Source organism: Lysinibacillus sp. CTST325 (assembly GCF_054665055.1).
This window is the reverse complement of the sequence record NZ_BAAFHO010000004.1, coordinates 276,245-291,707: the sequence shown is the minus strand read 5'-3', so window position 1 is coordinate 291,707 and position 15,463 is coordinate 276,245. Positions and strand designations below refer to the sequence as shown.

The 15,463-nt window shown below is 38.0% G+C and carries 11 protein-coding genes and 1 other annotated feature; of the genes, 7 read left to right on the top strand and 4 right to left on the bottom strand.

Annotated features, from left to right (window positions below):
* Window position 1: 1 nt before the first annotated feature.
* On the bottom strand, window positions 2-1,570 hold the full coding sequence (locus ACYQ73_RS13000; protein WP_460012870.1) for a PucR family transcriptional regulator: 1,569 nt from the start codon (window positions 1,568-1,570) through the stop codon (window positions 2-4).
* 456 nt (window positions 1,571-2,026) lie between these two features.
* On the opposite strand from ACYQ73_RS13000, the gene ACYQ73_RS12995 reads away from it, so the two are divergent.
* The 3 genes from ACYQ73_RS12995 to ACYQ73_RS12985 are packed head-to-tail and all read left to right on the top strand — an operon-like array spanning window position 2,027 to window position 6,367.
* Window positions 2,027-3,436: an amino acid permease gene (locus ACYQ73_RS12995; RefSeq protein ID WP_460012869.1), complete on the top strand. Its 1,410-nt coding sequence runs from the start codon at window positions 2,027-2,029 to the stop codon at window positions 3,434-3,436.
* A 24-nt stretch (window positions 3,437-3,460) separates the two neighbouring features.
* The gene (locus ACYQ73_RS12990; RefSeq protein ID WP_460012868.1) at window positions 3,461-4,990 is read left to right on the top strand and encodes a CoA-acylating methylmalonate-semialdehyde dehydrogenase; all 1,530 of its coding nucleotides are present in this window, start codon (window positions 3,461-3,463) and stop codon (window positions 4,988-4,990) included.
* A gap of 24 nt (window positions 4,991-5,014) precedes the next feature.
* The gene (locus ACYQ73_RS12985) at window positions 5,015-6,367 is read left to right on the top strand and encodes an aminotransferase (RefSeq protein WP_460012867.1); all 1,353 of its coding nucleotides are present in this window, start codon (window positions 5,015-5,017) and stop codon (window positions 6,365-6,367) included.
* Between the two features lie 167 nt (window positions 6,368-6,534).
* Here the strand turns inward: ACYQ73_RS12985 and ACYQ73_RS12980 are convergent, their stop codons facing one another.
* A complete protein-coding gene (locus ACYQ73_RS12980) occupies window positions 6,535-7,719 on the bottom strand; it encodes an FtsW/RodA/SpoVE family cell cycle protein (protein ID WP_460012866.1) in 1,185 nt (394 codons plus the stop codon).
* A gap of 450 nt (window positions 7,720-8,169) precedes the next feature.
* On the opposite strand from ACYQ73_RS12980, the gene ACYQ73_RS12975 reads away from it, so the two are divergent.
* From ACYQ73_RS12975 to ACYQ73_RS12960, 4 genes are all read left to right on the top strand, one after another.
* Entirely contained in the window at window positions 8,170-9,840 is a 1,671-nt protein-coding gene (locus ACYQ73_RS12975) for a methyl-accepting chemotaxis protein (protein WP_460012865.1), read from the top strand.
* 325 nt (window positions 9,841-10,165) lie between these two features.
* The gene (locus tag ACYQ73_RS12970; protein ID WP_460012864.1) at window positions 10,166-11,119 is read left to right on the top strand and encodes an L-threonine 3-dehydrogenase; all 954 of its coding nucleotides are present in this window, start codon (window positions 10,166-10,168) and stop codon (window positions 11,117-11,119) included.
* Window positions 11,120-11,295: 176 nt separating this feature from the next.
* Entirely contained in the window at window positions 11,296-11,490 is a 195-nt protein-coding gene (locus ACYQ73_RS12965) for a hypothetical protein (RefSeq protein ID WP_460012863.1), read from the top strand.
* Window positions 11,491-11,792: 302 nt separating this feature from the next.
* Window positions 11,793-13,418 (top strand): long-chain fatty acid--CoA ligase, encoded by a 1,626-nt coding sequence (locus ACYQ73_RS12960; protein WP_460012862.1) that lies wholly within the window; start codon window positions 11,793-11,795, stop codon window positions 13,416-13,418.
* Between the two features lie 44 nt (window positions 13,419-13,462).
* Here ACYQ73_RS12960 and trpB read toward each other — a convergent pair whose 3' ends face one another.
* Together trpB and ACYQ73_RS12950 are read right to left on the bottom strand one after the other, a co-directional pair.
* The gene (gene trpB / locus ACYQ73_RS12955) at window positions 13,463-14,626 is read right to left on the bottom strand and encodes a tryptophan synthase subunit beta (RefSeq protein ID WP_460012861.1); all 1,164 of its coding nucleotides are present in this window, start codon (window positions 14,624-14,626) and stop codon (window positions 13,463-13,465) included.
* Between the two features lie 60 nt (window positions 14,627-14,686).
* Window positions 14,687-14,887, bottom strand: a binding site (T-box leader).
* Window positions 14,888-14,980: 93 nt separating this feature from the next.
* The gene (locus ACYQ73_RS12950; RefSeq protein ID WP_460012860.1) at window positions 14,981-15,463 is read right to left on the bottom strand and encodes a QueT transporter family protein; all 483 of its coding nucleotides are present in this window, start codon (window positions 15,461-15,463) and stop codon (window positions 14,981-14,983) included.

The window sequence follows — 15,463 nt, the reverse complement described above, 5'->3', positions numbered from 1 at the left end:
ATTAATTTTTCTCCTCAATTAAAGAATTAGCAAGTAACATAAATTCAAGTGTAATCCGATTATGGCCTTTCATGAAATTTTCCCCTAAGAGACTTTCAAGCTTTTTTAAACGATGGTAGAGTGTTTGGCGTACGATGAATAGTTGATTGGCTGTTTGTTGTTTGGAGCCATTCGTTTGTAAGTAAACCTGCAGAGTTTCTAATAGCTTACTGTTATATTTTTTGTCATATTCAATAACAGGCTGTAAATAATCTTGAATTACTTCCTGTAAATTGACTTGCATCTGTAATTTATAGATGAGGTGATACAGATGTAAATCATCGTAAAAATAAGATGTTGTTTGTACTTTACTGCAAATATACAATGTTTCGAGTGCCGTTTGATAGCTCTTTGGTATTTCTTCTACGTCTGCAACGACTTTGCCAATGGTGATTTGATAACCTTGGGCCATTTGTTTTTTATAAAAATCGGTTTTCTGGACGGAAGAAACTAACGTATTTAATACTTCGCGACTCGATTTACTATCCTTCGTATGGAGTAAAATAAAAATGACATAGCTTTTTCTTTCAAATAAAAATGGTACAAATCCATTTTGCTCAAAAAGGTTTCGATAGTAGAGCTTACTATAGACAATATCCTCTTGCACCTTAGAGACTGCATTAGGAGTTGCTAAAATAAAAACGGCTCCGCTAGTAAGTTTATAGTTAGAATGATGGGTTACGATAAATTTATAAATTTCCTCTTTCGATAGTTTTTGATCGATCCAATCCGCTAAAATAGAGGCATCCTCAATGTCCCTTTTCTCTTCAATATAAAATTCTCTCATTAACAGCTGCGCTAACGCAGTAGCTGTACGGTCTAAAATAAGTAATTCGAATTCTGAGAATAGACCATCCTCTCTATAGAGCGTTAAATCTGCATAATGCTGATCAAAAATAAAGATGGGTTCATTTTTAAATACTGGCGCTGATTTTTTTATCGTTAAAAGTTGTTGGCGCTTATGATGCGGGATGTTTGGGAAAAAGATAGGCTCTCGACCTTTAATAGAAAAGATAATTTGTGTCTTTAATTTATGATACATATTTTGTAAGACTTCTTCTGCGGTCTGCCCTAATAGAGCGTTTTTATTTAATGTTTGAGAGTAGGATTCTAAAGTAGAGATCATTAAATATTGTTGGTTCATAATTTGACTATGTAAATCCTGTGTAATACGGACAAAAGGAACGGTGTCATGAAAAACGATAATTGGGAAGTTGTGACGGTTAGCAAGAGTTACAATCACTTCTGGGATGGTTTGTATGTAACTCCCATATTCAATGCACAATGCAGCGCAATTTTTTTGGATTATTGACTCTACGAAAAAGATAAAATCCTCTATGCTATGCTGAAGGCTTATCCCTGTTGTTAAAATCAATTCATCACCAGCTAGAAAATTATCTACTTGTATAATTTCGATGACATGAGCCCACTTAACAATGCGTAATAATCCATCCTCACCAGCTACGACCTCCGCACTTTGAAAGTATGTATTTTCTAACACATCCTTCACTTGAAGCTTAAATTGACTCATCTTTATCCTCCTTCCTTTTAACATAGATCACTTTCTAGTTTTCTTATTGATGTATTATTTTCGCTAAAATAAACCGAAATATCATATTTTGAGAATGTTTAGTCTATTTTACATTATGTATAAAACAAATGCATAGAATTTTACAGTCTGTCTATTACTTCGTTTCTATGTAACATGTAAAATTTTTGTAAGCGGTAATCCAATTTAACTTTTTTCAGCAGGTGTCCAACATCCGCTGAAATAGAGGAACTCCGTCTAAGAACGCCACGTCCTGTGGCAACGACTGAGTGACCAACTTCGTGTTGGCCTAAAGCCTCCGGCGGTTGTCACGGAAATCGGAAAGGAGTGCTTTGTACATGCACAAAGCCGATTCCGGACGCATTGTTTATCTGCGCGAAAGCGAAGCGTCAGCGGCAATTATGCCGAGGCATAATTGATTAAAAGAGGTGAACAGATATGGAGCAACAGACGCATTTACAGAGAGGGTTAAAGAAAAGGCATATGACGATGATCGCTATTGCGGGGGTTATCGGAGCCGGTCTATTTATGGGAAGTGGCTCAGTAATAAACTTAGCTGGCCCAGGCGCAATTTTATCTTATATTTTTGCGGGTATTATCGTTATTCTTGTCATGCGAATGCTTGGGGAAATGGCAGCTGTTAATCCAACAAGTGGATCTTTTGCGCATTATGCACATGAAGCAATTGGTCCGTGGGCTGGTTTTATGATTGGGTGGTTATATTGGTTTTTCTGGGTTGTTGCAATTGCTTTAGAGGCAACGGCAGCAGCGGCGATTATTCAATATTGGTATGATGGCATTCCTTTATGGCTACTAAGTCTTTTATTAACGGTAGCACTTACTTTAACAAATGTTCTTTCCGTAAAAGCTTTTGGTGAATTTGAATATTGGTTCTCTCTTATTAAGGTTTCAAGTATTATAGTTTTCCTAGCACTTGGTGCATTTATTATCTTTGGTATCGCACCTAATTTTGATGCGGTAGGTACTGCCAATTTAATCGGTGAGGGTGGCTTTTTACCGAATGGATTTGGTGCTGTCCTGATGGGTGTAGTCATTGTTATATTCTCCTTTATGGGCACAGAAATTGTTGCCATTGCAGCAGGGGAATCTGACGAACCGTTAGCAGCGGTGACAAAAGCTACAAATTCAATTACTTGGCGTATTTTGATTTTCTACGTTGGGTCGATAACGGTAGTTGTCACATTATTACCTTGGCATTCCTTAAGTATTTTAACGAGTCCCTATGTAGCAGTATTGGATTACATCGGCATTCCTGCAGCTGCGCAAATCATGAATTTTGTTGTCTTAACAGCGGTTTTATCGTGCTTAAACTCTGCGCTTTACGCTACATCTCGAATGGTATTTTCTTTAGCGGAGAAGGGGGAGGCCCCGAAAGCATTTTTGAAATTAAATAAAAAGGGAGCACCTGTTAATGCCATATTAACAGCGACATTTTTCTCTTATATCGCCGTTATTATGAACTATGTTTCACCAGATAAAGTATTTATGTTTTTACTTAGTTCATGTAGTGCAATCACGTTGATTCTTTACTTAATCATTGCTTTTTCACAATTAAAAATGCGACGGAAAATTGAGAGGGAAAATCCTGAACTATTAAAAGTGAAAATGTGGTTATTCCCGTATTTAACGTATTTCACAATAGTAGCTACAACAGCATTACTGATCGCCATGTTCTTTATTGAATCGATGCGTTCACAAATTTTATTTACCTGTATTGTAGTGGCGGTCGTGATGATTTTCTATTTAATTACACAAAGGAAAAAGTCGTCAAACCGAGTAGAGGAAGCAAGTTCTATTTTTCAAAAGGAAGAATTGGATTTTGAATAACGATAAATAAGGAGTGGGGAAATTATGACAGTTCAGCAAAAAGTGAAAACGCTATCACATTTTATCAATGGTGTTGAAACAGCAGGTACTAGTGGCCGTTACTCGGAAGTTTATAATCCAACAACAGGAGAGGTCATTGCGCAAGTTCCGTTAGCGACTAGAGATGAGGTGAAGCAGGCTATCCAGCAAGCGAAGGCGGGTTTCCCTGCATGGAAAAAGACATCGATTGGTAAACGGGTTGAGGTTTTGCATCGTTTCCGTCAGTTAGTAGTTGAAAGACAAGATGAGCTTATCAAAATAATTTGTGAGGAAAGTGGGAAGACGAAGGAAGATGCTAAGGGCGAAATTGTTCGTGGCATTGAATCCGTAGATATGGCAATAAGTGCCCCACAAATGCTGAAAGGGGAATACTCGGTAAATGTAGGCGGCGATATTAATGCCTTTTCTGCAAAAGCACCACTTGGAGTTGTGGCAACAATTGCTCCATTTAATTTCCCAGTTATGGTTCCACTGGCGATTACAAGTATGGCAGTTGCGGTAGGGAATGCAGTTATATTAAAACCGTCTGAGCGCGTGCCAATGTCAGCCTTATATTTAAGTAACTTATGGAAAGAGGCAGGACTGCCAGATGGGATTTGGACAGTTATAAATGGTGATAAAGAGGCGGTTAATGAACTGCTAGAAAATAAAGAGATACAAGCAATTTCATTTGTTGGATCAACACCTGTTGCGGAGTATATTTACCAAACAGGAACGAAGCATAATAAGCGAGTCGCGGCATTTGGTGGCGGAAAGAACTTTATGATCGTCATGCCAGATGCAAACCTAGAGCAAACAGCTAATGCCTTTTTAGGTGCAGCCTATGGAGCGGCGTCTCAACGTTGTATGGCTATTTCAGGAGCAATCGTCGTCGGGAAAGATACTGAACAACGCTTTACAGAGATATTAAAAGAGAAAATTTTAAAATTAAAGGTTGGTCCATATACAGATGACGAGGTAGACTTTGGCCCAGTTATTACGCAGCAATCAAAAGATACCATTCTTCGATATATCGACGGTGCTATTGCAGAAGGGGCTAATGTTGTAACGGACGGTCGAAATCCGAAAATATGCGAAACGTCGAAAGGCTTTTATCTTGGTCCGACATTGTTAAATAATGTAACTCGAGAAATGACTATTTTTAAAGAGGAAGTTTTTGGCCCTGCACGTATTGTTGTAGGCGTTGAAACTTTACAAGAAGCTATTGATTTAATTAATGATCATGAACTTGGAAATGGTGTCACAATGTTTACGGGAAGCGGTTCGGCAGCGCGCAAATTCCAAGAAGAAATTGAAGTAGGTATGGTAGGCGTTAATGTTCCGATTCCGATTCCAGTTGGCTATCACAATTTTGGAGGATGGAAGCGCTCCAAGTTTGGTGAAGGGCATATGTTTGGACCAGACCAAGCGCGATTCTTTACGAAAGCGAAAACAATTTCTGAACGCTGGCCAGATGAAACAGAGGATACGACAAGTTCATTTGCGTTCCCAAGTAATAACGATGTGAATAAGTGAAAAAATATAAAGGGGTGTATAGATATGGTTCAAGTAAATCTTAAAAGTGATATTTTAAAGAAAGATGAACAATATGTCTGGCATTCAATGAAACCCTACAATCCACAAGCAACATATGTAGTAGAAAAATCAAATGGTGCAAGGATTGTTGATACAGATGGCGTTGAATACATCGATGCAATGGCGGGATTGTGGTGTGTAAATGTAGGCTATGGTCGCAAAGAATTAGCAGATGTTGCACATGAGCAAATGATGAAAAATGCATATGCTCCTTTATCGCAGGGACATTTACCAGCAGTTGAACTGGCTGAAAAGATTAATGAGATGCTTGGTGGAGATTATGTTATTTTCTTCTCTAATAGTGGATCAGAGGCTAATGAAACTGCGTTTAAAATGGCACGTCAGTATCATCAACAAAAAGGGGAAAATTCTCGTTATAAAATTATTTCTCGCTACCGTGCATATCACGGAAGTTCTTTTGGAGCATTGGCTGCGACAGGGCAAGCGGAACGAAAATATAAATATGAGCCACTATCTCCTGGCTTTATCCATGTAGCACCACCTGATCAATACCGAGAACATGAAAGTGATACACTTGCCCCAACAGACTTAGCAAGCGTCAAGGCTGTAGATAAGACGATGACGTGGGAGCTCAGTGAAACAGTAGCCGCAATGATTTTAGAGCCGATTATTACGGGCGGGGGCGTCATCATGCCTCCGGAAAATTATTTAAGGGGCATTGAAGAAGTGTGTAAAAAGCATGGAGCATTAATGATTGTAGACGAAGTAATTTGTGGCTTTGGTCGAACAGGTAAGCCATTTGGATTTATGAATTACGGTGTAAAACCAGACATTATTACAATGGCAAAAGGAATTACAAGTGCCTATTTACCATTATCAGCTACAGCGGTAAAACGGGAAATTTATGAGGCATTTACCGAGTCTGATGCATACGGTTATTTCCGTCATGTCAATACATTTGGCGGATCACCAGTCGCATGTGCGGTCGCATTGAAAAATATTGAGATTCTTCAGCAAGAAGCATTATTTGAAAGATCTAGTGAGGTTGGAGCTACTACTCTGCAAGCACTTCAGCAAGCATTGAGTAATCACCCGAATGTTGGGAATGTTCGAGGCAAAGGTTTATTAATTGGCATCGAGTTAGTTTCAGATAAAACATCGAAGGAGCCTTTACCAGTAGATAAAGTAAATGCTGTTATTGCGGCATGTAAAGCGCAGGGTGTCATCATTGGGAAAAACGGTGCAACTGTTGCAGGCTTTAATAACGTATTAACATTATCTCCACCACTTAATATTGTACAAGAGGATCTTGATACAATATTAAAAGTTGTCATTGATAGTATTCATAAAATTTAAATGAAAAGCTGTCTCAAAAGTTGTAGTAAAACTTTTGAGACAGCTGTTTGAGTATTTTACAGCATTAGAAAGGCGAGGCGCACTATGAGTATGAACAAAATAACTCCTGCCAGAAATAGTAATAATAAAATTCTCTTTTTTAAAGTATCATTCATACACACCTTCACCTATTCTTTAGTTGTTTTAAACATGTAGCCGCTATAAGAATTAAAGATAATCATCACAATACCCATTAACATGAAATTTGATATGAGGGAACTACCGCCATAGCTTAAAAATGGCAATGTCATACCTGTTACAGGTAAAAGTCCAATTGTCATACCGATATTTTGTGTAATTTGGAAGGCTAATAAACTTGCAATACCTGCTCCCATCAGCGTCATAAATGGGTCCTTTGCTTCTACTGTAATGAGAACAATACGGTAAATAACAAAAAATAGAAGCGTAATAACAAATGCCGCTCCAATGAACCCGAGCTCTTCAGCAATGTTGGCGAAAATGAAATCGGTATGCTTTTCCACAACATAGACATCATTGTTCATGTAACCTTTTCCGGTAAACTGCCCTGAACCAATTGCCGAAAATCCTTGCCTTGTTTGATAAGATGAGTCCGGATATTCATGAGGCTGCAACCAGCCATAAATACGAGAAATTTGATGTCCTGATAATTTATTTAAAATTTCATCTGTAAAAAAATCATTAAATTTTACATAAAGAATAACCACAACGCTGAGAATTGATACCGGAATGGCTGTAAAGATTATAAGTAATTTTTTTTGTACACCTGAAAAGAAAATCATCGGTACAATCATCGACATATAGAGCATGACCATGCCTGTATCAGGTTGCTTGTAAACAGCAAGCGTAGGTGGAAGGGTGATAAGAGCAATGATTAAAAGTAGTCGCATATCCGTTAAAAAGGTTGGGCGCTCATATTTCTCTCGATGTGCAACAACGACCTTACTGACAACGATTAAAAACGCAAACTTTAAAAACTCTGACGGCTGAATAGATCCTAACACTGGGATTTGATACCAACGTTTTGCCTCATTGACAGTCCGAGCTATACTTTCGGGTGCAATAAATAAGCCAAATGTTAACAAGACCATCGCCCAATAAAATGGCCAGCCAATCTTTTTTAGTTGCTCAATATCAAGTGTTGCTACCCCGTACATAATTAAAAATCCAATTAGGTAATAAAAAAACTGCTTTATAATAAACGAGCTTGTATACTGCTCAAACACCGTACTACTGGAATGAACAAAGAGACAACTAATAATTCCGAGCAAAGACAAGCTAATGACTAAACTTTTATCTAATTTATTGAACTGTAATTTATTAAACTGTAACATTCAAACACCTCCTTTTTACTGAACTATTAATAGACAACGATTGGAAATACAGAAGGTTGCAAGATAAATGATTATTATGATTATTTTAAATTATAAACCAATTTTACTATTTTGTTAATTTTACATTTGATGCTATATGAGTGAATTCGTAGGATTACCAAGGTGACGTTTGATTGATTTATGTACAGAAGTAAAGCAGTGGAAGGTTACGGGGAAAGTGAAGCTTTTCACCATAATGTGGAGGTAATTTCCGAATCGAACGGGTATGTTCCTGAAGGTATTTAATGAGGACTAATATCACGTTACCTCCGAGGGGAATATGCGCCTATTATATTAGGAGTAATGGGATTAATTTCACAACTCTTCGTACAATCTTTACAAAAACATAACACTGGCTTTATATCTTCATACTATCATTATTGGTAAGAGTGGGAGAAGGAGCCAAAGATGATGCATTTTTTTCGATACATAATGGTGAAGGACAAGTTACTTATACTGATGATTGTTTGTGTACTATCAAATGTATTGCTAGGTATTTTTAGTGTTGATTATTTACGGAAAATGTCATGGCATGCCAGTGAAAGTTATACTGAAGGACTTGTACCGATTGGATGGTTAAATGAACTAGAGGAATCACAACGACAATTAGATTATTTAGTGGATTCAGCCGGAGCTTATCAAGAAATGACTGTCATTTTAAAAAACGCTGAGCAGCCTTTAAATCATTTAGAAAGTCTAGAAATCGATAAAAAGATGAACCATCAGATGAAAAAATTTAAGACCTTACTAGCACAGCAGGTAGAATTGATTAATAACTATAAACAATTGGGCCAAAATGAACAGCAACAATTTTATGGTCAGTCTTATTTACCTGTAAGCCAGCAAAGTCATTCATTATTAGAAGAAACTCAAAGCTATTTGGTTCAGAGAGCTAAGGAACAGCAACAGGCATACCAGAAAGATGTGCAATTTGGTTATTGGCTATTAGGGGGAGTATGTTTATTAGTTGTTTTGTTAGTAATTTGTATAGGATTTATAGCAGCAAAAGCTGTAAATATACCAACACGTCAATTGAAGTCATTATTAAAGCGTGCAGAGCAGGGTGATTTCACAGCGAATGCCAGTTATGTGGCGCAAGATGAGCTTGGCGAGGTAGTATTGTCTTACAATCAGATGGCAACAGAGGTAAAAAGACTACTTCATACAGTTTCAAATAGTGCACACGAGGTTGAAGAAATGACTGGGAAACTGCAGGAATCCTCCGAACAATCGTCTAATACGACGCACAAAATTGCAAAGGATGTGCAGTCTATTTCAGATTCAACTGCTGCCTCTACTAAAAAATTAGCCTCCAATACAGCATCTCTAGAGGAAGTGCTAAATGGTGTACAAGTAATTTTAGAAAAAGTGCACGTTGTTGAAAATTTTGCTCATAAAACTGCGCGTGATGCAGAAAGTGGTACGGAAATTGTACAGGCGAATTTAACTCAAATACAGGCTATTAAACTTGCAGTTGAAAAATCGAATACAGCCATTTTTAATCTTGTAGAGAGAGCAGCTACAATCGATCAAATGATTGAAGTGATTGAAAAAATTACCGCGCAAACAAACCTCCTAGCCTTAAATGCATCTATTGAGGCTGCTAGAGCAGGGGAGCATGGTAAAGGATTTGCGGTGGTGGCCAATGAAGTTCGCAAGCTTGCAGAGCAAACAGTTCATTCAACCCAAACGATTACGTCCATTGTGCAAAATATTCATTTAGATTCTAACTATGCTGTGCAAATGATGGAGGGTGTATTAGTCGCAACTGAAAAGGGTGTGCAGGTTACAGGAGATACGGCAACAAGCTTCGATCAAATTTTAGAAAAAGTACATACAATGAAGCCATATATAATGGAAGTATCTGCAACCATTCAAGAAATTGCCAACCATACGGAAAAGGTGAGTGAAGATGCGGTAATGTTAACATCATTTTCTGATACGAATGCAGCATCCACTAAACATGTAGCTACTTTAACAGCCGATCAATTAACCGCACAGCAGCAATTCCATGATTATATTAAAGAGCTACATAAAGTATCAAAAGTTTTACAAATAGCCGTAAAGCGTTTCTCAATTTAACATGAACAAACGGACCTTTCTTTGAATGCAAAGAAGGTTCTTTTTTTTGGACTAGTATCAAACAAATTTAATACTGCTTATAAATGTCTTTTTGAGACGTACATATGTATTTCGGTGGTTTTTCTAGCACAATATTTTATAGGCCTCATATACTGATAATAAAGGATTTTACGCTCTGTTTTTAAAAATTAAAAATATTGTGGTTGTATTTTTAATATGAACACATTATAATGAAATTCATCAGAAGTGTTATTAAATCAATGTTTATTTATAAAATATTGTACTTTCGGAAAGTACAACTGTTCGCAGGTGGAGGTTTGGAGAAATGGAAAAGATAATGGTTACAGGAGCACTAGGTCAAATAGGTTCTGAGCTCGTAGAAAAACTTCGTAGTATTTATGGAGAGGACAATGTATTAGCGACAGATATTCGGAAGCTTGAGCATTCTAAAGGTCCATTTGAAGTATTGGACGTGACGGATGGACAAAGAATGCATGATTTAGCGAAGGATTTTGGTGCAGATACAATGATGCATTTAGCGGCGTTATTATCAGCAACAGCAGAAAAAAATCCTTTGCTGGCGTGGAATTTAAATATGGGTGGTTTAATGAATGCGTTGGAGGTCTCCCGTGAGTTAAGCTTGCAATTTTTTACGCCGAGCTCAATAGGTGCGTTCGGTCCATCGACACCGAAGGACAATACACCACAGGATACATTACAGCGTCCAACAACAATGTATGGGGTAAATAAAGTTGCTGGTGAGCTGTTATGTGATTATTATTTCAATCGTTTTGGTGTAGATACTCGCGGTGTACGCTTCCCGGGGTTAATTTCATACGTAACTCCTCCAGGCGGTGGTACGACAGACTATGCAGTAGAGATCTTTTATGAGGCGATCAAGCAAGGGAAGTATACCTCTTATATTCAAGAAGGTACGTACATGGACATGATGTACATGCCAGATGCATTGCAAGCTATTGTAGATTTAATGGAAGCTGATAGTAGCAAACTAATACATCGCAATGCTTTTAATATCACTGCAATGAGCTTCGAGCCATCTGAAATTGCGGCGGAAATTAAAAAGCATTTGCCACATTTCCGTATGGATTATAATGTAGATCCAGTACGTCAAGCGATAGCAGATAGCTGGCCCGATTCTTTAAATATAGAAGCGGCACAAAAAGAATGGGGCTTTAAAGCACAGTATGATCTAGCAAAAATGACAGTTGATATGCTAGATAAATTAAAAATCAAACTACAGACAAAAGCTTGTTCATAAATAAAAATTCCTAAAAGCGGATGAAGAAAACAATATAATTTTCTTCATCTTTTTGTGTTGGAAAACAAAAAGGTTAAGGGAATCTTTGTGAATGCTATGGCACAATAAAGTATGACCCTTCGGCAAAACGTGTGGTTGATTTCCGTTACGGCTGGGCGCTTTCCTGGGGGCGTCCGATGAGCCGCTTCACTCGCGTTGCTCGCTCCAGGGTCTCGGGCCAACACGATGTTGGTCACGAAGGCGTTATCACAGGACGTGATGGTTTTAGCCTTCGTTCCTCTATTGCTGATCCCCAAGGAGTCGCCCATCCTCCACTCCAATCAACCACTTCACATAGCGTGTATCTTTTATTGTGTTACTCTAATTTATAGTGTTAAAACGAACATTAGCAACAAAGGTTTGTCTGTGCGAAAGCGAAATAGATTTACAATAGTTTTTCAACAACAGGGATGAAGAAAACAATTTAGTTTTCTTCATCTCTTTTTATTTTCATTTATTATTATTTTAGAAAAAGTTAACAATAAAAAGAAAATTATTGGAATATATAGCATATTTTGTGATTTTGCAATATAATCATATTCAGAATATTAATAGTATTCAGTTAAAATGTTTCTATTAATATTTCACAAAGGTAAAAAAGGGAGTTCACAAGACGAAGGGATGGATGGTTTAGATGATGCAGACGCCGTTAGTATTAACAAACTTTTTTAAACGAGCAGAAAGCTATTTTGCTAGAAAGACTATTATTTCACGGACGAGCCCACAGAAGATTCACCGCTTAACATATGGAGAATGGGCGAAAAGAACACGTCGCTTAGCAGATGCGCTTACAAAGTTGGGGATGACAAGAGGAATGAAAATTGGCTCCTTTGCCTGGAACCAGCATCGCCACTTAGAGGCTTATTTTGCGGTACCGTGTTCTGGTGCTGTTTTGCACATGGTGAATATTCGTTTATCAGAAGAGCATTTAATTTATATTATTAATCATGCAGAAGATGAAATTTTAATGATTGATGTGGATTTGCTACCAATTATAGAAAACATTGCACCCGAGCTTAAGACAGTGAAACATTATATTATTATGACGGATGAAGATACTTTGCCAGAAACGACATTACCGAATGCATTATCATATGAGGATTTATTAGCAGCAGCAGATGAAAACTATCAGTTCCCAGAAGATATAGGGGAAGAGGAGCCTGCTGGCATGTGCTATACAAGTGCTACAACAGGAAATCCAAAAGGGGTTGTTTATTCACATCGAGGTTTAGTGCTACATAGTATGATGCTGAGTATGTCTGATTCAATGGGCATTTCTGAACGTGATGTCGTGATGCCGATTGTACCAATGTTTCATGCAAATGCATGGGGCTTACCGTTTGCAAGTGTCAATGTGGGTGCTACACAAGTATTGCCTGGTCCACAATTCACATCGGCAATCATTTTAGATTTAGTGGAGCAGGAGAAGATTACATTAACAGCTGGGGTGCCGACCATTTGGATTGGTGCGTTGCAGGAACAAGAGAAGCGTGAGCGAGATATTAGTTCGCTAAGAGCTATTTGTTGTGGTGGCTCTGCTTCACCTACTCGACTTATTCGTACATTTGAAGAGCAGTATGGCATTCCATATATCGTGGTGTATGGAATGACTGAAACAACGCCGATTGTAGCGTTATCAAATTATATGTCTTGGATGGATGAATGGCCAATTGAAAAGCAGATTGAATCGCGAGCAATGCAAGGAATGACAATGGCTGGTATTGAATCGAGCATTGTTAATGACAAAGGAGAAGTACCATGGGATGGAGAGACGATGGGTGAGTTACGCTTGCGAGGTCCATGGATTTCACACGAGTACTATCGTGATGAACGTACAAATGATGCGTATCGAGACGGTTGGTTATATACAGGGGACATTGCGGTACGAACAGAGGATGGATTTATTAAAATAACGGATCGTACAAAGGATTTAATTAAATCGGGTGGGGAGTGGATCTCCTCAGTGGATTTAGAAAATGCGTTAATGACCCATGATGCTGTTTTGGAAGCAGCGGTTATTGCAATTCCGCATGTCAAATGGCAAGAACGCCCGCTAGCTTGTGTAGTATTGAAGGAAGGAATGTCAGCAAGTGATGAGGAACTTCTGGCATTTTTAGAAAGTCAATTTGCGAAATGGTGGGTACCAGATGATGTGGTATTTTTAGATGAAATTCCAAAAACATCAGTTGGAAAGTTTTTGAAAGCCAAGCTTCGAGATAATGTGGCAGAAATTTATCCAAAATTAGCTTCATTCGTATAGTTAAAAGAGCGATTTCCATAAAGGGAAGTCGCTCTTTCATTTTGTTATCTATTTAACATTTGGAATACTTGTTCTACGTCTTTGTCTCCACGCCCGGAAATGTTGATAATAATGCTCTCTTCCGGAGATAATGTTGGCGCAAGCTTTAGTGCATGAGCAACTGCGTGGGAGCTTTCAAGTGCAGGAATAATTCCTTCAACCTTCGACAATACTTGGAATGCTTCAAGCACTTCTTCATTCGTCACCGTTACATATTCTCCACGACCAATTGTTTTTAAATAGCTATGCTCTGGACCAGCTCCAGGATAATCTAGTCCAGCGGCAATCGAATACGTTGGTAGTGGATTGCCTTCTGAATCTTGCAGTACTAAACATTTGAAGCCGTGTAATTCACCCGGTGTTCCTTCATTTAATGTTGCTGCCTTATCTGGTTCAATGCCAATAAGGCGAACATTTTCATCTGCAATATATTCTGCAAAGGCACCAATCGCATTACTACCGCCACCGACACAAGCAAGTACTGCTGCTGGTAGCTTTCCTTCTTTTTCTAAAATTTGTTCGCGACTTTCACGGCTAATGACTGATTGGAAATGCTTCACCATTAAAGGGAATGGGTGAGGTCCAACAGCAGAACCTAGTAAATAGAAAGTCGTCTCATGGTTTTCAACTAAATCAGCAAATGCTTCATCCACAGCATCCTTTAGTCGCCCCTGGCCTTTATCAACAGCTACTACCTTTGCACCAAGAAGCTCCATACGGAAGACGTTTAATGCTTGACGCTTTGTATCCTCTAAACCCATATAAATTGTGCACTCCATCCCGAACATTGCACAAGCAGTTGCTGTTGCTACACCATGCTGACCCGCACCTGTTTCAGCGATCACACGTTTAGCACCCATGCGCTTTGCTAATAAAATCTGTCCAAGAACGTTATTAATTTTATGTGAACCTGTATGGTTAAGATCTTCACGCTTTAAATAAATTTTTGCGCCGCCTAATTGTTTTGTTAAATTTTCAGCAAAATAAAGTGGAGATTTGCGCCCAACATATTCATGGAAATAATAATCTAGCTCTTTATTAAAGTCTTCATCATCTTTATATTTTTGGAAGTTTTCATCTAAAATATTTAATACATTTTGAAGCTCATCAGGAACAAAGCTACCGCCAAATTCACCGAAATATCCTTTTTTCTCTACTACTATACTCATCTTCTCTCGACTCCTCTTTTCTCATTTTTCCATAAAAAAAAGTCACTACAATCCTTCTGTAAAAAGGACGAGTAACCGTGGTGCCACCTTCATTCGCAAAAATTGCGCGCTTTCGTACTCCGGTAACGGGGAGTAAATTCGTCCTCACATTTGATGAGGCTGCTCCAAAGCCCATTCACAAGTAAGTACTACTGATTTGCACCAACCATCAGCTCTCTTTAAGTACTATCGCTTGCTACTATTCTTTTTCTTAGCATTTATTGAAATGAATTGTAAAGTATTTTCAGAATAGTGTCAAGGTATCTTGGAAGCAAGAAAAAAACGAATCTAATAAGATCCGTCTTTTAAATTAAATTAAATTAAATTTTTGAAGTTTAAGCGTTTATTCAATAAATACATAATCGGTGCACCGACTGCTAAAACAACAAATTCACCTGCAGCAACAGTCAACCATGTCCAAAAGAATGGTAATTCTAATGCTATGTTTAATTCTAAGGCAATGATGAACATTGTGCATGTAAATAACAATGTATTGATGACTAAACGAGCCCAAATATTTTTGACAAATTTACAAATAAGAATGAACAACCCAAGGGTAATCATCGAATGGGCTACACCGAAAAACAAATCGATAATGCCGTTTGGTGAAAATATATTGGAGATAAATACACCAATAATAATTCCAACGGCAAAACGAGGGTTAAAGGCAACTAGATGGTTAAACATTTCAGATAGTCGGAACTGCACCTCTGTAAAGCCGAATGGTGCGACTAATAATGTAACAGCAATGTAGAGAGCTGCAATAATGCCGCTCGTTGCTAAAAATTTTATTTTCAT